At 44.6% G+C, this 20964-nt stretch carries 15 protein-coding genes; 7 read left to right on the forward strand and 8 right to left on the reverse strand.

Annotated elements, in window-relative coordinates:
- Positions 1-215: 215 nt before the first annotated feature.
- The 3 genes from vmeV to MHO32_RS11885 are packed head-to-tail and all read right to left on the reverse strand — an operon-like array spanning position 216 to position 5409.
- The gene (gene vmeV, locus MHO32_RS11875; protein ID WP_005451657.1) at positions 216-3275 is read right to left on the reverse strand and encodes a multidrug efflux RND transporter permease subunit VmeV; all 3060 of its coding nucleotides are present in this window, start codon (positions 3273-3275) and stop codon (positions 216-218) included.
- Positions 3275-4336, reverse strand: coding sequence for an efflux RND transporter periplasmic adaptor subunit (locus tag MHO32_RS11880; protein WP_239212105.1), 1062 nt, complete (start codon positions 4334-4336; stop codon positions 3275-3277). The genes vmeV and MHO32_RS11880 overlap by 1 nt, the downstream gene beginning before the upstream one ends.
- Positions 4336-5409 (reverse strand): efflux RND transporter periplasmic adaptor subunit, encoded by a 1074-nt coding sequence (locus MHO32_RS11885; protein ID WP_336246147.1) that lies wholly within the window; start codon positions 5407-5409, stop codon positions 4336-4338. The genes MHO32_RS11880 and MHO32_RS11885 overlap by 1 nt, the downstream gene beginning before the upstream one ends.
- Positions 5410-5572: 163 nt before the next feature.
- Between MHO32_RS11885 and MHO32_RS11890 the strand changes: the two genes are divergently transcribed.
- Complete coding sequence (locus MHO32_RS11890; protein ID WP_005451652.1) at positions 5573-6298, forward strand: TetR/AcrR family transcriptional regulator; 726 nt, start codon at positions 5573-5575, stop codon at positions 6296-6298.
- A gap of 193 nt (positions 6299-6491) precedes the next feature.
- Here the strand turns inward: MHO32_RS11890 and gcvT are convergent, their stop codons facing one another.
- Positions 6492-7610, reverse strand: coding sequence for a glycine cleavage system aminomethyltransferase GcvT (gcvT, locus tag MHO32_RS11895; protein WP_239212109.1), 1119 nt, complete (start codon positions 7608-7610; stop codon positions 6492-6494).
- 260 nt (positions 7611-7870) lie between these two features.
- Positions 7871-8494 carry a helix-turn-helix domain-containing protein gene (locus tag MHO32_RS11900; protein ID WP_005431308.1) on the reverse strand — a complete coding sequence of 208 codons (624 nt, stop codon included), beginning with the start codon at positions 8492-8494 and terminating at the stop codon, positions 7871-7873.
- A 379-nt stretch (positions 8495-8873) separates the two neighbouring features.
- On the opposite strand from MHO32_RS11900, the gene MHO32_RS11905 reads away from it, so the two are divergent.
- The 4 genes from MHO32_RS11905 (at position 8874) to MHO32_RS11920 (ending at position 16637) form a co-directional block, all read left to right on the forward strand.
- A complete protein-coding gene (locus tag MHO32_RS11905; RefSeq protein WP_005451650.1) occupies positions 8874-10169 on the forward strand; it encodes a serine hydroxymethyltransferase in 1296 nt (431 codons plus the stop codon).
- A 51-nt stretch (positions 10170-10220) separates the two neighbouring features.
- On the forward strand, positions 10221-10601 hold the full coding sequence (gene gcvH / locus MHO32_RS11910; protein WP_005451648.1) for a glycine cleavage system protein GcvH: 381 nt from the start codon (positions 10221-10223) through the stop codon (positions 10599-10601).
- Positions 10602-10730: 129 nt separating this feature from the next.
- Positions 10731-13595: an aminomethyl-transferring glycine dehydrogenase gene (gene gcvP, locus MHO32_RS11915; protein ID WP_047515721.1), complete on the forward strand. Its 2865-nt coding sequence runs from the start codon at positions 10731-10733 to the stop codon at positions 13593-13595.
- 453 nt (positions 13596-14048) lie between these two features.
- Positions 14049-16637, forward strand: a complete 2589-nt coding sequence (locus MHO32_RS11920; protein WP_223295736.1) for an AAA family ATPase — start codon at positions 14049-14051, stop codon at positions 16635-16637.
- Between the two features lie 490 nt (positions 16638-17127).
- Here MHO32_RS11920 and MHO32_RS11925 read toward each other — a convergent pair whose 3' ends face one another.
- The gene (locus MHO32_RS11925) at positions 17128-17385 is read right to left on the reverse strand and encodes a hypothetical protein (RefSeq protein ID WP_239212111.1); all 258 of its coding nucleotides are present in this window, start codon (positions 17383-17385) and stop codon (positions 17128-17130) included.
- 356 nt (positions 17386-17741) lie between these two features.
- On the opposite strand from MHO32_RS11925, the gene MHO32_RS11930 reads away from it, so the two are divergent.
- Positions 17742-18311, forward strand: coding sequence for a DUF6795 domain-containing protein (locus MHO32_RS11930; RefSeq protein ID WP_239212113.1), 570 nt, complete (start codon positions 17742-17744; stop codon positions 18309-18311).
- A gap of 262 nt (positions 18312-18573) precedes the next feature.
- Here MHO32_RS11930 and MHO32_RS11935 read toward each other — a convergent pair whose 3' ends face one another.
- The gene (locus tag MHO32_RS11935) at positions 18574-19068 is read right to left on the reverse strand and encodes a YcxB family protein (RefSeq protein WP_239212116.1); all 495 of its coding nucleotides are present in this window, start codon (positions 19066-19068) and stop codon (positions 18574-18576) included.
- Between the two features lie 240 nt (positions 19069-19308).
- On the reverse strand, positions 19309-19569 hold the full coding sequence (locus MHO32_RS11940) for a DUF5062 family protein (RefSeq protein ID WP_005451643.1): 261 nt from the start codon (positions 19567-19569) through the stop codon (positions 19309-19311).
- Between the two features lie 424 nt (positions 19570-19993).
- Between MHO32_RS11940 and MHO32_RS11945 the strand changes: the two genes are divergently transcribed.
- Positions 19994-20941, forward strand: a complete 948-nt coding sequence (locus tag MHO32_RS11945) for a hypothetical protein (RefSeq protein ID WP_239212118.1) — start codon at positions 19994-19996, stop codon at positions 20939-20941.
- Positions 20942-20964 lie beyond the last annotated feature (23 nt).

Consider the following 20964-nt stretch of genomic DNA (forward strand, 5'->3'; position numbering starts at 1 on the left):
ATGTTTTGTTAGTATACGCATCATTTATCAATCGCTTGCAAGAAAATCATAAAAATCCGTTAAGTGTTCACCAAACCACCCGCTTTGTCTTTTTCGCCTTTATCTACTCTTTTTCTTCTCAAATCTCGTTTCTCATCCCTAACGCCAAGATCAAAAAAGCCCTGAGGAAAATCCCCAGGGCTAGGCAGGAATCTGACAGAAGTCAGGTTGGTCCCTTATGCAGTGGTTGGTTTGATCTTAAACAGAATTGCAAACATGACTGGAACGACAATCAATGTTAGCACTGTAGCAAAACCAAGGCCTGCCATAATCGTAATCGCCATTGAACCGAAGAAAGCATCAAACACGAGTGGAATCATACCCAGAATCGTTGTCAGTGCTGCCATACTTACTGGACGAACACGGCTAATCGCACTATCAACAATGGCTAAGTAAGGATCCTTGCCCGATTCTAGCTCAAGGTTAATCTGGTCTAGAAGTACGATACCGTTTTTCAGAATCATACCGCTTAAGCTCAGCAGACCAAGGAAAGCAGTAAAGCTGAATGGCATGTTTGTCGTCAGAAGACCAAACGCCACACCGATGATAGACAACGGCACCGTGAACCAAATAACCAGTGGTTTCTTTAATGAGTTAAACAGAAGCATTGTAATGATGAACATTAATAGGTAACCCATTGGCAATGAGCCAAACAGCCCTTCTTGCGCATCTTTTGATGACTCGTATTCACCACCCCAAGTAATTTCGTACCCCTCTGGAATGTGTAGCGCCATCACTTTTGGTTGTACACGAGCAAACAAGCTTGCCGCGGTATCGTCACTCAATACGTCGTGGTCAGCCAGTACCGTTAGAGTACGTTTACGGTCACGACGTTGAATCAACGGCTCATCCCAATCCAATTTCACACCGTCAATCACTTGATCAACTGGGATGTACGTCTGTAACGATGGACTCCAAATGTTCACGTTTTGCAGCGATTCAAAGTCAACACGTTCCGCTTCTGGTAGACGCGTCATGATAGGCAGAATATGCGTACCATCGCGCAAGAAGCCTAGTGTGCTACCGCCAAACGCCATTTGTAGCGTACTTGAAAGATCTTGCTTCGAAATACCTAAGCGACGCGCTTTTGATTCGTTAAATACCGGTACAAGCTCTTTAGTACGCTCACGCCAATCGTGACGAATGTTGCGAGCGCCTGGGTCAGTGTGCAGAATGTCTTCTACTTGTACTGCTAGCTCACGCAGCACTTGTGGATCTGGGCCAGTAATACGTGCCTCAATCTTAGAAGCTGGCGACGGACCAAACTCCATCAGCTTGAACTGGAACGTCGGCTTATCAAACGTCTTCGCGAGATTGTCGTCCAGCTTGTGTAGAAGCTTGAACATGTTGTCACGGTCCGTAGTACGAACTTGGAACTGTGCGTAAGCTTCGTAACTCTTCTCCGGCTGGTAAGTCAGAGCGAAACGCTGCAAACCTTGACCAATCGACGCAGAAACAAAATCAATGTCATCTTGCGTACGAATGTAGCTTTCGACTTCTTCTGCTTTCTTGATGGTTTCACGAATATCTGTGCCTTCTGGCATCCACATATCAACGTAGAACATCGGTGTATTTGAAGGTGGGAAGAACTGTTGCTTAACACTACCAAACGCAACCACTGCACCCACAAGCAACGCCACCATGCCTGCAACGGTCAACCAACGGAAACGAAGAGCAAGCTTCAAAGACGCACCAAATGCAACGAATAACCAGCCTTTGTATGGGTCTTCGTCTTCAGCATCCGCGCCTTTGTCTTCTTCTTTCAATAGAAGATCCGCTAGGAAAGGCGTTAGCGTAATTGCAGTAATCCAGCTTAAAAACAGCGAGAAACACAATACCCAGAACAACGAGCCCATAAACTCACCCGTCGCGTCTTGAGATAAACCGATAGGTGCGAAAGCAGTGATCGCAATAACGGTAGCACCAAGTAATGGCCACTGGGTTTGTTTTACAATATCCGTTGCCGCTTGAACTTTAGTACGACCCTTCTTAAGACCAACCAATATCCCTTCGACAACAACAATGGCATTGTCCACTAGCATACCGAGGGCAATGATAAGTGCCCCCAGCGAGATACGGTGCAGCTCGATATTGTTGTAGTTCATTAATATGAAGGTACCGAATACCGTCAACAGCAGAACCAAACCAATGATCAAACCACTACGCAAACCCATGGTGAACAACAGTACGATAATTACGATCGCAACCGCTTCTGCCAAGCTAATAACAAACGCTTTTACCGAGTCATCCACTTCTTGTGACTGGTTGTAGAAATAGTTCATATCGATACCAGCAGGCTTGATCGTTTCAAGGCTTGCCAGTTCCGCTTCAATACGTTGCCCCACTTCTACCACGTTCACACCTGACGCAAACGAGATACCAATGTTGATCGCTTTCTTACCGTTGAACAATAGAACATTGCCCGGTTTTTCTTGAATACCACGGCTGATGGTTGCAACATCTTTTAGGCGGATCAGATTACCTGTATCACGACCGTGAATAATCAGGTTTTCCAAGGCTTCTACGGTGTTTAGCGTGCCGCTAGGACGAATAATTAGACTCTCGCCGTTCACCATCACTTCACCAGCAGAAACCACATTGTTCTGTTGGTTCAGCAAACCAGAGATCACGTTCATGTCGAGGTTAAGCGCAGCTAAACGATCAAGAGAGATTTCAACGAAAAGCATCTCTTGCTGATCACCAGCAATGTCCACTTTGCCCACACCGTCGATAAGTTCGAGCTCACGCGTAAGTTGGTCCGCGTAACGCTTTAGTTCGATGTAATCGTAGTCATCACCTGTGAGCATTAACATCACGCCGTACACGTCGCCAAAGTCATCAATGATTTGCAGAGATTGAACACCTTGCGGCAAAGTTGGTTGCAAATCGTTGATCTTACGACGCATTTCATCCCAGATCTGCGGTAGTTCATCAGGACCGTAGTCCATCTTCATGCTCACCATAATCTGTGACATACCACTCGAAGACGTTGACGTGATCTTATCGATATAAGGCAACTTACGGATCTCTTTTTCAAGCGGATAAGTTAGTTCTTCTTCCACTTCTTTAGAGGTCGCGCCCGGATAAGTCGCAATCACCATCGCATCCTTAATGGTAAATGCTGGGTCTTCTAATCGACCAAGTTCTAAGAACGACGTTACACCGCCGATCGCAAGAATAACGATAAACAGCCAGCTGATGACTTTGTTCTTAATTGAGTATTCAGCAATGCTCATTATTGTACTTTCTCCACCACGTCCACATGCTTACCTTCACGAAGTTTGCGTAAGCTGGAATTCACTAATACATCGCCTTGAGCAACACCCGAGGACACAATCGCACCTTCACCATTAACTTGATTGATGGTCACGGCAACTTTTGTGACCGCGTCACCATTTAGTTTCCAAACGAAAAACTCACCGTCATGGCTGCCCGCTTGCAGCGCTGTCATTGGGATGTTGTAGCCATCAATAGACGTAATGCCTGCCGCTACCATATCAACCGACACGCTTACGCTTGTGCCCGGCAAAACCTCTTGCTCAGGCTGAGGCATCGTCAGGTACATTTGGTAAGTTTGTGTTTGCGCATTTGGCTCACTGGTGTGCTCCAAGTAGTTCAACTGATACCGCTTTTCATCACCTGAGAACGTTGCTTGTGGTCGGTAACTCATGCTTTGAGTGTTTGGATTCACCATTGCTAATACGTTATCTGACAGCTCAATACGAACGTACACTTTGTCACTTTGATAAAGGTTTAGAACCGGCTCACCAATTGCAACACGCTCGAAACGCTCTTTAAATACGTCAGAAACTTTGCCTGCAAACGGGGCAAACAAACGAGTGTAATTCAACTGGTTTGTCGCGTTATAGAAGTTCGCTTCTGCCAGCTCCTTGTTTGCCGTCAGTTCGTCTAGCTCCGCTTTCGAAATCATTTGGCGGCTGTGCAACTCTTCCCCACGTTTAAGCTGGCGAATAGCAAGCGTGTATTGCGCCTCGGCGTCATTGACTGCTTGCTTCTCTTTACTGTCATCAAGCTTAGCGATCATCTGACCTTCTTTGACTGTGTCACCAGCTTTCACCAACACATGTTGCACCTCACCGGCACGACGAAACGCAATCGGAGTTTGTTCAGCAGGCACCACTTGTCCCTTAAAGGTACGGAACTGGCTCTTTACTGGAACATCGACAGAGACCGTCGACACATACAACGGCTGTTCAGCAACGGCTTCTTCGTTGCTGTTACAACCAGTCAGCACTGCAAGCGCAATAGCAGAAACTGTAAATAGTGAACGTTTCATTAAATACCTTCCTCACGAACCCAAGCTTTCACCACTTGACCTTCAACTAGGCGCTCAACACCCGCGATGACAACATAATCGTTCTTGTCTAGACCCGACTCCACACCACCGTTTTCATTTAGTGACAAGGTCACTTTATTCACCTGTTGTGTTTCACTGTCCATCACCCAAACTTCGCCTTGAGTTTCGCTTTTGCTTACCCACGCCGCGCTTGGCAGCATCACAGCATCCGAAACATTTTGCTTAGCGATATGAACTTGACCTGTCATCCCCGTCAGCAAGTTACGATCAGACGGACGAGTAATGGTCACAATTGCTTCATAACTGTTAGTGTCTGCGTTTGGCTGAGTCGAAATCTCTTTGAATGTGCCTTGAATGCGATTGTTTGGTTCGCTGTCCATCGTTACCCACATTTGCGCGTCTTTTAATGTGTTCAGTGACACCGCTTCTGCATACGTGACGGGCAAAGTGAACGACACATCCAACGTGGTATTGTCGATAAGGTTTAGAATTTCTTGTTTCGCCGCGACAACTTGGTACGGCTTCACGTAGGTGTAAGAAACAACACCATCAAACGGTGCATGAATCTCTGTGTAGCTTAAGTCTGTTTTTGCTTGCTCAAGGTTTGCCAGTGCGGCTTTGTACTGGGTTTCTTGCTGGTCATAGCTATCAGTACTGATCAGCTTCTTGTTGTACAAGCTTTTCGAGCGTTCCCGTTGGGTTTTCGCTAACGAATATTGCGCTTGCGACGCATCAAGCGCCAATTGCAGATCTTTTGGGTCTAGCGTTGCAAGGACATCGCCCTGCTTCACTTCCTCGCCCATTCTGACGATCAACTTCTCAATTTCGCCACCAACCTGAAATGAAAGTTGGGCTCTGTACGTTGCATCTATTCGCGCAAGGAATGCATCGGAATCGGCAACAGTCAGATCATTAACAGCAAGTAATTTTACAGGTTTGATTAATGGCTCGGACGGTTCTGATACGGCTTTGTTACACCCTGTCAGCATCGTAGCGAGGCTCAATGCCACCGCTGCTCCGACAAATGTGCGCTTTAGGTATTGTTTTCGCACTGGCTTTCTCCATCGACTTTTCATTTACTACACAGTCGTGCAGTATAAGAATAATGAAAAAATGATCAACATATTTTCCACGTGGATAATAAAATAATTAGTCAAATCGTCCGGTTTCTGGTAAAAATAGGCGCGTTGAATAATATTCGGGAAAATTCGAACTATGACAGAGAGAAAGCAAGGCCGTAGGAGTGCTGAAGCCGCTGAGCAAACTAAGTGCCTGATTCTTAGAGTCGCGGCAGATATGTTCTGTGAGTTAGGTTATGAACGAGTTTCGCTTCGAAACATCAGTGAAAAGGCTGGTGTCTCCCATAGTTTGATTCGCCACCACTTCGGAAGCAAAGAGAAAATCTGGCAAGCCGTAAGTGATGCCATGGACGAGTTCATGCAGGGTTACATGGCGCAGCTGGTTAACGAAATGCCAGCAAACACCCCGTCTAATCAGAAGATTTACCTATTCATGGTAAGAATGCTTGCGTTTGCGCTGGTTAACCCTCACCCAGTGCAGATGATTGCTGACGCGATTCGCCAAGGCGATGATGCGCTACTGCAATACTTCTTAAGATCGAAAGACGAATTTGCAGCGATTTTTACCGACCTCTTTGCTGACTACAATGTTGAGTACCCTGAATACCAAATCGATCAGTGGGAATCAAAATGGCAAATGCTGGTATTTGCTCATGGCGCGATTAGCCTAGCTCCAATGATGCAAGAGACATGGCCAGAAGACGCAAACAACCGCGACAAGATGCTGATAAGACACTGGGAATTGTTCAACACCATCATGGCAAGCCAATTTAGTGTGAATAAAGAAGACATGATTCACCCAGACAAATTGAGTGAAGTGGTTATCGATATGTGTTGCCCGATTGAAGAATTAAGCGCGTAATCAACACCTTCAGAATAACGTAAAAATGCCGAGCAATGTGCTCGGCATTTTTGTTTGTGCTTTTCGTTTCAAAGAGGAAACAAAATGGAACCTACTTAATAGTTGCTTATTCCTAAACGCGACACTGTAGCTATACAGCGCGTGGGAGGTAGATTCCTAGTCTCGCTTTAGCTCGCTGGATGACGAGCTTTAACTAACCACGGTAGTAGCGTTGTGGTACGAAAGGCATTTTTTCTACCGTCATTGGTAGCATCTTGCCGCGTACTTCTGCAAATAGCTCTGTACCGATAGCCGCAAGATCGGCGCGCACGTAACCCATAGAAACTGGCTTACCAGCATTTGGACCTGCTGTACCACTGGTTACTACACCAATCTTGTTGCCATCTGCATCGTACAGTTCTGCACCTTCACGCACAGGCGCTTTTGTTTGACCAACCAAGCCAATACGCTTACGAGCAACGTCTTTTGTTTCGATCTGCTTAAGAATGATGTCTGCACCAGGGAAACCGCCCGCACGCTCACCATCTGCGCGACGTACTTTTTGGATGCCCCATAATAGGCTTGCTTCAACAGGAGTCGTCGTTGTATCTAAGTCATGACCGTATAGACACAGACCACATTCAAGACGAAGTGAATCACGAGCACCAAGGCCAATCCACTCTACTTCCTCTTCGCCAGTTAGCTTACGAGCAAGCTCTTCTGCTTTGTCAGCCGGTACCGAGATTTCGTAACCGTCTTCGCCAGTGTACCCACTACGAGAAATAATGCACTCAACGCCTAGTAGTTCAACTTTACGAACATCCATAAACAGCATCTCTGCTACTTCAGGAGCAAAACGCGCTAGTACTTCTGCTGCTTTAGGACCTTGAATCGCAAGCAGTGCACGATCATCGATGATTTCCAGCTCAACACCGGAAGGAAGATGCGCTTGAAGGTGTGCAATGTCTTGCTCTTTACATGCTGCGTTCACAACCACAAACAGATGGTCACCAAGGTTCGCGACCATCAAGTCATCCATGATGCCGCCCTGCTCATTAGTGAAGAACGCATAACGTTGCTTGCCTGCGCCTAGATCTACGATATCAACAGGAACTAACGTCTCTAGGAAAGCTGCCGCACCATCGCCAATCAAACGAAGTTGACCCATGTGAGAAACATCGAACAGACCTGCTGCATCACGTGTGTGTAAGTGTTCTTTCTTAACGCCTAGTGGGTATTGAACTGGCATGTCGTAACCCGCGAACGGGACCATCTTTGCGCCTACTTCAACATGAAGTGCATGCAGTGGTGTTTTCAGAAGTTCTTGAGTCATTTTCGTCTCCATTTAGATAGACCCGAGAATGCTGTCGGCATTCAATGTGTTTCCAATAATAAACACGCTTGATTCAATTTTGCACGAACAAGACATCGCTCGACTTTCAAAAGTGTGACTTTTAACATTTTAATCACAACAAAACGCCCAAAAAAGGCGCTCTGTTGAGTGAGATATCATCAACAGAGCGCCATCATAACGCATTCAAAACAGATAGCAATCGTTTGCTTTCACTATAGGAAATTTACAACTATTTATCACTATTTGGCAGTCACCCACAAAATGTGCGCGTCTTCCTCACTCACACTGGTCAACATATGGCCCATGTTCGCATCGTAATACACACTGTCGCCTTCGCTTAATACAACGGGCTCATAGAACTCAGAATAAAACATAACCTCACCTGATAAGATGAGTAAAAACTCTTCCCCATCATGGCGAACCCAGTCTTTGTATTCGTCAAAACTGCGAGCACGGATTTGGCTCTTAAAAGGCATCATTTTCTTATTGGAAAGTTGAGTCGCCAGCAGCTCGTGCTCGTAAGTTTGGGTTGGGTGCGGTTTGCCCTCTTTCTTTTTGGTCACATCGCGACGCCCTGTTGCCACCTTTTTCCTTGGTGGTTCAAATAGTTGCGGCATATCGATCTGCAATCCGTGAGCTAGCTTTTGCATCGCTTGGAACGTAGGAGAAATCTGTTCATTCTCGATCTTACTTAGCGTAGAACGCGCAAGTCCAGTACGTTGGCTTGCCTCTTCCAAAGTGATACCAAGTTTAGAGCGGATATCTTTAATGCGCTGACCGAGCTTAAGCGGTTCAATATTTTGGTCTTGTTGCTCTTTCGCCAACGTCATTGACGGGTATTCATCGTAAATACTTTCTGCCATAAATCCCTCTGTAAATATCCTTTATTCCTTCCTATTAGCATTGTGCATGAACCCTATAGTGGATAAAAGTCCACCGAGTTAATTAAAGCGTGCTCTTGTTAACAAAACCAGAAATCTCGTTTCCTATAGGAAATTTTTGGTTGATTGTTCGTTCCTCAAGCGCTATGTTACCAACTTGTTAGATGTAGAGATGCACATTTCCGTAAGAGATTGGACAAGAGAAACCACAATCCGACGGAGTTTTAACCCACTTATTCGGGTCGAAAGTCACTCTGTTCTGCTATGCAGTTCAGCTGTTTTGAGGACAAATGAGCCACCATCGCAATCAAACAACTATTTCTACTGCGGGTTCATTTTCAGATTTGGAAGGTCAACTACCATGAACAAGAGTTACCCTAACCACAGCTTGGAAAACTTTTTCTCTACCAACCTCTCCGCGACAGATGACGCTGTCTTTGCTGGAATTCAGGCAGAATTCGCTCGCCAAAACGAACAAATCGAACTTATCGCTTCTGAGAACATCGTGTCTAAAGCGGTAATGCAAGCTCAAGGCACATGCCTAACAAACAAATACGCTGAAGGTTACCCAGGTCGCCGTTACTATGGTGGTTGTGAGCACGTAGATACAGTGGAAGCCATTGCTATCGAACGCGCGAAAAAACTTTTCAATTGTGAATACGCAAACGTTCAACCACACTCAGGCGCACAAGCAAACGGCGCAGTAAAACTGGCACTACTTCAACCTGGCGACACTATTCTTGGTATGTCTCTGGACGCAGGTGGCCACCTAACACACGGTGCTCGCCCTGCACTTTCTGGTAAATGGTTTAATGCAGTTCAATACGGCGTTGACCGCGAAACACTAGAAATCAACTACGAAGACGTTCGCCAACTAGCACTTGAGCACCAACCGAAAATGATCATCGCAGGTGGTAGTGCTATTCCACGTACTATCGACTTTGCAAAATTCCGTGAAATCGCAGACGAAGTAAACGCGATTCTTATGGTCGACATGGCACACATTGCCGGTCTTATCGCAACAGGCGCGCACCCTAGCCCGCTTCCTCACGCACACGTGGTTACGACTACAACCCACAAAACACTGCGTGGTCCACGTGGCGGTATGATTCTGACCAATCACGAAGACATCATTAAGAAAATCAACTCAGCGGTATTCCCAGGTCTGCAAGGCGGCCCACTGATGCACGTGATTGCTTCTAAAGCAGTGGCGTTCGGTGAGGCGCTTGGTCCTGAATTCAAAACTTATATTGATTCAGTGATCAACAACGCAAAAGTTCTAGCGGAAGTATTGCAAACTCGCGGTTGCGACATCGTAACCGGTGGTACTGACACACACCTAATGCTGGTTGACCTTCGCCCTAAAGGTTTGAAAGGTAACAAAGCAGAAGAAGCACTAGAGCGTGCAGGCATCACGTGTAACAAAAATGGCATCCCATTCGACACAGAGAAGCCTATGATTACATCGGGCATCCGTTTAGGAACGCCTGCGGGTACAAGCCGCGGCTTTGGCGCTGAAGAATTCAAACTCATCGGTAATTGGATTGGTGACGTACTGGACGGTTTGGTGAACAACCCTGAAGGTGACGCAGAAGTAGAAAAACGCGTACGCAAGCAAGTGAAAGAGCTTTGCAGTCGTTACCCTCTTTACCAATAAAAGATTTATTAAATCAGAAACTATCCTGACAAGTTATTTGGAGATTAAGCAATGGACAAAACACTGAAGTTTACAGATAGCCACGAGTGGGTACGTGACAACGGTGACGGCACAGTAACTATCGGTATTTCAGAGCACGCTCAAGAGATGCTAGGTGACGTAGTTTTCGTTGACCTACCAGACGTGGAAGATGAAGTCGAAGCGGGCGAAAGCTTTTCTTTGGTTGAGTCAGTAAAAGCCGCTTCAGACATCTACTCACCAATCACTGGCGAAGTAGTTGAAATCAACGAAGAGCTAGAAGACAGCCCAGAGCTAATCAACGAAGAACCATACGAAGGTGGTTGGATTGTGAAAGTGAAGCTTTCAAACCCATCTGAGTTGGATGACTTAAAAGATGCGGAAGAATACCTAAGCTCTATCGAAGAAGAGTAATTAGGATGAGACGAAAGCTGTCCCCTAGCATAACGATTAGTGGACAGCTTTTTTTCTAGGTTCGGACGTATAATTTAGATTATCAGTAGCGTAAATCCGTTACCCGAACCAAGGAGTAGGTAAAGGACAATGACTGAATTACTTCAAAGCCTCAGCACACAGAATGAGTTCGTTGCTCGCCACAATGGACCAAATAAATCTGACCAACAAAAAATGTTGGAAGCGATCAACGCAGTAAGCCTTGATGCGCTTATCGACGAAACCGTACCAGCGCAAATTCGCCTAGAGCAGCCAATGAGCTTGGCAGAAGCGAAAAGCGAAGCAGACATGCTGGCAGCAATGCGTAAGTTCGCCGATCAGAACCAAGTTAAACGTACATTCATTGGTCAGGGTTACTACAACACCTTCACGCCAAACGTGATTCTACGTAACGTGATGGAAAACCCGGGCTGGTACACCGCTTACACCCCTTACCAACCAGAGATCTCACAAGGTCGTCTAGAAGCCCTTCTAAACTACCAACAAATGGTGATGGATCTTACTGGTATGGAAATCGCGAACGCGTCATTGCTCGATGAAGCAACGGCAGCAGCAGAAGCGATGACACTTTGTAAGCGTGCGGGTAAGAGCAAGAGTAACGTATTCTTCGTTGCTGACGACGTTCACCCACAAACCATCGAAGTGGTAAAAACTCGTGCGAAATTCATCGGCTTTGAAGTACTCGTTGGTTCTCTAGAATCACTACCAGAGCAAGACGTATTCGGCGCGCTAGTTCAATACCCAGGCACAACGGGTGAAGTTCGTGACCTAACGGACATCATCGCAAAAGCACAAGCGAACAAAACGCTGGTAACGGTAGCGACTGACCTATTGGCTTCTGCCCTACTAAAACCTGCGGGTGAAATGGGTGCAGACGTAGCAATCGGCTCGGCACAACGTTTCGGCGTTCCTATGGGTTACGGTGGTCCACACGCAGCCTTCATGGCAACACGTGACAAGCACAAGCGTACCATGCCAGGTCGTGTTATCGGTGTTTCTATCGATACCAACGGCAACCAAGCTCTTCGCATGGCAATGCAAACGCGTGAGCAGCACATCCGTCGTGAAAAAGCGACATCAAACATCTGTACCGCTCAAGCACTACTAGCGAACATGGCGTCTTTCTACGCGGTTTACCACGGCGCAGAAGGTCTACGCACGATTGCTCGTCGTACGCACCACATGACAGCCATCCTAGCTGCTGGTTTAACTAAAGGCGGCTTCGAGCTTGCTCACAACAGCTTCTTCGACACCATCACCATCAATACTGGTGCACAAACTGAAGAGCTATACGCAAAAGCACTAGCGGCAGACATCAACCTACGTAAGTTGGGTACTCAGCTAGGTGTAAGCTTCGACGAAACCACAACCGTGGCAGACGTAGAAGCCCTATTCGCAGTATTCGGCGTGAAAGAAGAAGTCGCAGCACTATCAACTGAAATTGCTGGCAACGAATTTGCGGCGATTCCAGAAGCACTGCGCCGCACAACAGAATACCTAACGCACCCTGTGTTTAACACACACCACAGCGAAACACAGATGATGCGTTACCTAAAACAGCTAGAGAACAAAGACTTCTCACTAACGCACGGCATGATCCCACTGGGCAGCTGTACGATGAAGCTGAACGCAGCTGCAGAGATGATCCCAGTAACATGGCCTGAGTTTGGTTCGATCCACCCGTTCGCACCTGCAGAACAAGCAGCCGGTTACGCAGCACTAGCAAAAGATCTTAAAGAGAAGCTATGTGAAATCACAGGCTACGATGCATTCTCACTACAACCAAACTCTGGTGCATCAGGTGAGTACGCAGGTCTTATCGCGATTCAACGCTACCACGAAAGCCGTGGCGAAGGTCACCGCAACGTATGTTTGATCCCAAGCTCTGCGCACGGTACTAACCCTGCGACAGCGTCTATGGTGTCAATGAAAGTTGTTGTAGTTAAGTGTGATGAAGAAGGCAACATCGACGTCACTGACCTAGCAGCGAAAATCGAGAAGCACAAAGACAACCTATCAAGCATCATGATCACTTACCCTTCTACGCACGGCGTATACGAAGAGCAAGTGAAAGAAGTGTGTGAAATGGTTCATGCAGCGGGCGGTCAGGTTTACCTAGACGGCGCAAACATGAACGCACAGGTTGGTCTAACAACGCCGGGCTTCATTGGCTCTGACGTTTCTCACCTAAACCTACACAAAACCTTCTGTATCCCACACGGTGGCGGCGGTCCGGGTATGGGTCCTATCGGTGTGAAATCCCACCTAGCGCCTTTCCTACCGGGTCACATTGAAAACGGTGCAGACGGCGAAAACTTCGCAGTATCCGCAGCAGATATGGGTAGCGCGTCTATCCTGCCTATCTCTTGGGCTTACATCGCAATGATGGGCGAAGCTGGCCTAACAGACGCAACAAAAGTAGCGATTCTGAACGCGAACTACGTGATGGAGCAATTACGCCCTCACTACCCTGTTCTTTACCGTGGCTCAAACGGCCGTGTAGCGCACGAATGTATTATCGACATTCGTCCACTAAAAGAAGAAACAGGCATCAGCGAAGAAGACATCGCGAAGCGTCTAATGGACTACGGTTTCCACGCTCCAACTATGTCGTTCCCTGTAGCAGGCACGCTAATGGTTGAGCCAACGGAATCGGAAGACCTAGAAGAGCTAGACCGCTTCTGTGATGCGATGATCGCAATCCGTGAAGAGATGACAAAGGTTAAGAACGGTGAATGGCCGCTAGATAACAACCCGCTTGTTAACGCGCCACACACTCAAGTTGACCTAGCGAAAGATGAATGGGATCGCCCTTACTCTCGTGAACTTGGCTGCTTCCCTTCTAAAGCAACCAAATCTTGGAAGTACTGGCCAACAGTAAACCGCGTAGATAACGTATACGGCGACCGTAACCTAATCTGCTCGTGCCCAAGCATCGATAACTACGAAGATTAATTTTTGTAGAGTCTAAATAGACAAAGGCGAACCGATTGGTTCGCCTTTTTTGTTTAGGGCAAGACTTTTAAAACTTGTTTATGGACATAAGCTTGTTAGTAGTTTTACTAAATTAGCATTTAACGGATTATCTTGGGTATTACAAAACCTCTAGTCAAGTGGCTAAATTTACTCATCAACTACAATTGGGATTAGGGAGAAACCTTGTTTGTTGGATTAGCCAGTCCTCCTTTTGGATCATATCAATCAAAAAGAAGCCGGACTCATGAGTTCGGCTTTTTTACATCTGGGCTCTATGAGTTATCAAAGAAATGATTCGAGAAGATAATAAATATTATGAATAATTCTATTACTTGTTGATTTTCGCACGTTGTTAGACGATAAACCAATTTTTTACACCTGAATGCAACTGAATTCTATTACACTAGACTCTTATTTGGCGTGTTAAGGTTAATGATGATGAATGCGGTAGAATCAATAGTAGAGTGGTCCAAGGATAAGCCCGTATGGTGGAATCTAGCACTAAAGGTTGCTCTTGAAGAAGGAGAGCTAAACCAAAACCATATCGATTTTATTTTCAATTTTGCGAAGAGTGTTGAGGGCTTGGAACCGAAACACCCAAACCATGAGCAGTTGTTATCACCGATTGATATATCGGGCTACATGGCCGAAGAAAATTCGGTTCGACTGATTAGCTTGTCTCAAGTTGAAGGTGTTGCTGCGTTAGCGGAAGATCAAAAATTAGATTTTAGAAAAGATGGATTAACTATCGTATATGGAGACAACGGGGCTGGTAAGTCGAGCTATACGTCAATTTTAAAACATGCGTGTTTGACTCGGGGAGCATTGAAACCTATTGCGGGTAATGTTTTCACTTCTGCACCTAAACCTCCTCAAGCTTTACTCACACTCGAGATTGATGACACACCGACAGAATTAACATGGAGTAATGGGGCATCAAACAATAATGCTGCCAAGTCTATTCGTGTATTCGATTCATCTTCAGCACACCACTATTTATCTAATGAAGATGCTTTAGGTTATAAACCAGTAGGTTTGAACTTAATCACAGAGCTTACAAAGGTTGTGGAAAGCATAAAAAATAGAATAAGTGAAGATGTCATGGGTGGTAACGGTTTTGTTGCTATTCCATCGTTAAATTCACAAAGTAAAGCTGCATTGTTTCTTAATCAAATTTCAGAGTTAACAAATGAAGCTGATATTGAATTGCACTGCGCAACTAAGGAAGAAATTGAATCTATAAAACCATTGCAGGACGAGCTGGTTAGTGACATGGCCAAATCGCCAGAACAAATCAGAAAGAGTTTAATTAAGCAGCGTAGTTATATTGCCCCTTTACTTGAGTCCTACAAAAGACCTATCGAAGTACTCGGTTCTAGTAATTTCGATGTGTTAAAAGGTTTAGAACTCGACTATCAAGAAAAGAAACGAGTATCTGACGCGTTGAGACAAAAGACACTAAGTGATCTACCGTTTGATAATATTGGTGATACACAATGGACTGTCCTTTGGAGAGCAGCAAAAGACTTCTTGGTAAAAGAAAATAAAGGCCAACAATTCCCTCCAACAAAAGGTGATTCCTGTCCGTTTTGCTTACAAGACATCCAAGAGACATCAGCCGACAAATTACAAGAACTCGAAGCTTTTCTTAATGATAAGGCTGCAAGAAATACAGCTGAAGCACTGAAAGCACTAACTCTGGCTAAGGTTGCCGTTAAGTCTTTGAGTTTGAATATTGCCCAATTTGAAGGTGTATTGAACGACCTTGACATAATAAAACCTGGGTTAAAAGTTGGGCTTGAGGAATTAAACCAGAATTTAGTAAACAGGCAGACTGTTTTATCAGGTTCCGTGCTACCCGAGTCGTTAGACGGAGTTAGCTTGTCTCATTTCCAAGCATTGCGGGAAATAGATAAAGATCTGTTCACGCAAATCGGAGAACTTGAACAGCAAAGCAGTAACAACGAATTTGTGGCTAAGAAACAAGCAAGACTGACCGAATTAACAGATCGAGCCTACATCGCCAAACACAAAGCAAACATCATAACTAACGTAAGACGGTCAAAAACAGTAGCTAAGTTAAATGAGATCTCAAGTCAGTGCGCTACGAGAAGTATATCAACGTTGTCAGCTAGGATTTATTCACAAGGTGTTATAGAGCCACTAAAAGAGTCTTTTGTGAAAGAGCTTAAATCCTTTGGTTTTAATAGATTTGACATCAAAGTTAAAACTAGAAATAAAGCCGGACAACAGCAATTTAAATTAGAGCTAGCCAACTCAAACGAATCTGTTGTTGGTAAAGTTGCTAGTGAAGGTGAACAAAGGTGTATTGCAATTGCGAGCTTTTTATCAGAAATGAAAGCTGACTCTAGAAGATCTGCTGTTCTATTTGATGATCCAGTGAACTCGCTTAGCCATCAATGGAGTGCAAAAGTCGCAAAAAGATTAGTAGAGGAATCACTAGAACGCCAAGTCATTGTGTTTACTCACGACATAGTATTCTACAAGCTACTACTAGAAGCTTCAGATAGCCTAAAGCAAGATAAGGTCAATTGCATCAGCCTAGAAAGATCTAGAAGTAACTCCGGCCTTGTAAGAACCAATCCTCCGTGGGATGCGCTTCCTACATCGAAGCGAATTGGAGTTTTAACTACTAAGCTCCAAAAACTTCGAAAGATTGATGAGACAGGAACAGAGACTGAATTTAGAGAAGCTGCTGCGGTTTTCTATAGTTTTCTGCGTGAAGCATGGGAGCGATTGGTTGAAGAGAAACTATTAAATAAAGTCGTTAATAGGTTCGAAAGAGGTGTGCATCTGCAAAGATTAAATCGAGTAGACGATATTACTAATGTTGATTTAGAGCGTATTCACCTTGCGTATGATAAATGCTGTATCGACTTTGTTGGTCACGACACAGCCGCAGGTATACGTCCTTGTCCAACGATCGATGAAGTAGTAGCCGATTTTGATGAAATTAAAGATTACCTCAAACATCTACAAACAGATCGAAAAAGAACTTAAGACTAGTTAACACTGAAGGAAAGGTGGAATTTACCCCCGTGATACATCACGGGGATTAACCGCATGATAAGAATGGATAACTTTTAGTATGGCAAAAGCTTATTAACAGGATGCGAATGAGTAAAAGGTCTAAGCAACTTCGGGGCAGAACTGAGCTAGAGAGGCAGTAACACAGCATCAACATCGAATAGATGTATTCGTCATACTTCCGTGTCACTTTTTGGTTCATTTTAAACACTAACTCCCCCAGCGCACTTCCTGAGATTCCTTGTCTCGCCTAGGCTCGCTGGAATGACCCACCTAAAGCGCCGAGTGTAGTGGTTCAGCTTGTGTGTCTAAATTTGAGTAATCCACTATCACCAAGCTTCAAGATCGAAAAAGGCGAATCGTGTGGTTCGTCTTTTAGTATTGGATTGGATGACTGACTTGAGGCTGAGATGTTTAGGGTGCTAAACCGAAATCAATCAAGGGCAACTTGTTCCGACCTCCCCTAATCACCAGTCAGGTTATTGCTCTTTACCACCGCGACGTAGTTCTCAATCACTGGGTGAGCAAACTGTTCCGGCTCGTACATCACCCTGCGTTGCGCTACGGTGAGGTCAGTAAACGAACCATCCTTAAAATCACCACACCAACGCACATCAAATTGAGCAGCATACTTACCTTCGCTTAGGTAAGAGACATCAATACTCTCGATATCGTGGTCGTCAGACAACAATAAGTCATGTATCCAATTATGTGATTCCATAAATTCATTTTAAGCGAGGCTTTAGTTTGAAGACGAACTTCGCTGCCCACACTACAGTTGTATCAGCCGTCAAGCCAAAGACTTCGATTTGAGTTTTAAAGCGAAAATGGGCTTGGTATGCCTAAAACTTGCCGTGTTGGCTTACTATCAATCTAAATAAGACTGCTCGGCTTCGACAACGAATTACGCAGCAAAGCCAACCATGAAAGTAATAGACATATTATTTACATTATTTTTTAAAGTGCGCCTAGATATACGATTTAGCATGACTTAATTTGAAAACTGGGGCAGCCCTAGGCTAGCACTTGAGATCATTAGGACATAGTATCGCCTCACGTGTGGGGATGAGTTGACCTATGTACGATATTGGCAAGCGAATGGTCAAAATACTGGTTTTCCTTATGAGTGCCACAATATTATTCCTCTCAACAGGTTGTAACGCAGATATGTTTAATTTCTTCAAATCAAAAAAGTTTCAATACACACTTAACTCAGAGATCACTGGCAGATTATACTTAGACGGGAAAGCGTTTACTAGCGAGGTAGTTTATCTACACACGGCTTTTTCTAACAACCGTTATATCACCGAGACAATGACGTCAGAAAAGGGTTATTTTCATTTCGAATCCACATACCACTATCAGACGTTTAAAGAACCTGCCCTTCATGAGTCCTCTAGCTACATTGGCATTTACATTTTTGTAGATGGCAAAAAACACTACTTACTAGAAGCTCGATTTTCTGATGTGAAACCCTATGAATTTATTTCAGATAACCTTCTTGATTTAAGTTGTGAGATTAATTCGGACGAATATCATTACTTTTTTAAAAATAGATTTGTTGAGAATGGTCTCGATCTTGAAGTTATTAGTAGGTGCGATTTGAAAGGATTTTCTGAAAAAACATTACTAAACAAGGACACGTAATAATTGATATTAAATAGGTTTAATGACCAATTTCTCTTACAAAAACCGTACTACGCCTCCTTCAAAGCTGACGATGCGGGTTTGATTCCCACTGTACGCTTAGGCAGACTCCTAAGCTCGCCGGAATGACCCATCTGTAACGCCGAGTGTAGTGGTTCAGCTTTCGAGTTTGAATTAGAGTGCCCCCCCCCCCATGGACACCAAATCCTAAGATCAAAAAAGGCGAACCACTTGACTCGCCTCTTTTGTCAGTAAGGATTTGTTAGCTCGCTTTCGATGCCGCGTGCTGTTCTACCATAAACGCAATAACTTCATCGTTTAAGCAAGATTTGCTGATGTATTGGCGTTGTTTACCAAGATGAAGGATAAAGCCCAAATCGGTTTGTTCGAGTTGGTCGATTTCTTTCCAAGCGAGGCTGCGATCAATTTTACCGCTTTTGTAGCGCACGCCATCCGCGTTAACTTCAAACACCACTTTGTTGCCACGGCTTGAGCTGATGGTTTGGCGCCACAGCCACCACGTTCGCTTGCAGTACACGCTGAACGCTTCAATCACACTCAATACGATAAAGAACCAGCCCACATAACCGTTTGGTAGCAGTTCAAACTCCAATAAAACCACACCAAAAATAAGAAACAAGATCCCTTTCAGGTATGCGTGTGGGAACTTAACAGGCTGGCTAGTTTGATCATAACACTCTGCAAAGAATGGTTTGTCGAGTGTGTATTCTGTGGTGAATTCGAAATCTTTAGACATGTATGGTTACTTTAAGGTTTCTGTGAATGAGTCTACTTGGTTGCTCTCTCGCAACGCGTGCATTGTAGCGCTTCTCTTGGTTTATCTTTAGTCCTTTTGATTCTGTTTTGTAAATCAATAATAACGAAACATTCGAAGACCTCGGTACACTTACCAAGATCAAACAAAGCGAACCATTTGGCTCGCCCCGTTAATTAATGGTCTATGCTAATTAATGACCTATGCGACTTCTTGAGTTTGCTACTTTAGAGGGTCGTTATCTGGCAAAGCACTGTGTATCCATACTGCCAGTCTGTGTTTGATGTTTGCGCCGTCGAGCTTGCTTTCTGGCAGTGGCGTGATTTGCTTGGCATCGACCAAGAATAGGTAAATCGCTTTTACTCTTACAGGTTGTGGTGACTGCGGAAGGTCAAAGCCTTGTAGCTTCGCCATCTTCCCGCCAATCTCTAGTGCCTTCTTAACCAGTTTGTCTTCATTCTGAAGCTTGGAGCTTTTTGACATTGATAGATTCCTCTTCTTCGCTTCCAGTAAGAATACATTAAGTGTCACGTATGGCGTGTTAGTAAGCTCGCATATTAGTAAGATTCCCTGACATTGCCACGCAACTGATTAAACAACGACCAGGCATGCTGATATTGGCGATACAGCAATGTAGGCAAGTCACTTCACCACATTGTTTCTGGTTTCAAAATACCCCCTCTTTTTATGGTCTTTGAGCGTTTTCATTGGCTTTTTCTTTGAATCAATCTCAAACAAATAGGTTTAAATGATAATTATTATCATATTTATGCTTACTTTATAAAACCCTACTGATAAGCTCAGCTTTGCTTCTCGATACTGAAATTGAGGGCGCTTACATCGGTCGAGTTAAACCTATCTTCCGATTGAAAAATTAATAAAAACCATAAATAACAGGCTATTAACTATGAACATTAAAAGAAGCTTCGCCGGTCTGGCAATTTTCGCTGCATTTAACGCTACGGCTTACGAACACTATTCTGTGTTTAAAGATTACATTGACCAAGGTCTGGTCACTGCAAACCAATCTCGCTTAACACAAATAGCAAAGTCTAACCAAGGGCAACTGACTGTAGCTGGCGCGTACTCATACGATCAGCTAGGACGAGTAACACAGCGCGACTACACAGACAGTACATTTGACTACGCCTATAACGATGCAGGCTTTTTGGAATCTGCGCGTGCGCTAATGAAGCACGGCTCAATCAACAGTTACGTAAGACACACCAAAGAAAACTTCATCTCTCAATACAGCTATAACGAACTCGGTCAAGTTGATGTTGAGAATAAGCAAGTCTTTCAGGATGAGGCTGCCGATCTTAACGGTACACCTATCGCGACATATCGAATTCAATATACGTATGGTGCTGATGGCAAACTTCTTCAACGCCGCCAAGTACCGCAGTCTGGCGACGATATGTCTGTTCGCGAATTTCATTACTCCTACCATGAAGATGGTAAGTTAAGAAAAATCCGTGAGGTTAAGCTCTCGACACCAAAGGAAAAGAGTACCCTCTTGCTGCAATACTACCCGAATGGCGAAATCAAAAAAGCAACTCAGAAGTTGTTCGGCAAAGGCACCAAAACCTTTGAAATGGAGTATGTGGATGATGGTTCATTGGTTTATGGTGTTTACTATGTAGATCCAGTGAAAGAGTGGAAAGTAGACTTAGATTTCTTTGGTCTTGCCTTCCATCCAATCAAATCAATGAAACAAACCGCTGGCGATGCAGTCAGCACATACCGCTATCAATACCAGAACAGCGACGGTGATACTCTGCCAGATGTGGCACTGCTAGAGGTCACACTGCCAAGCTTTAGCCAAACTATTCAGTACAATATGACGAATAGATAACGCTAAACCCTTCTCGAAGATAT

It is taken from the genome of Vibrio sp. MMH1-50 (genome assembly GCF_022347645.1).
Lineage (GTDB): Bacteria > Pseudomonadota > Gammaproteobacteria > Enterobacterales > Vibrionaceae > Vibrio > Vibrio harveyi.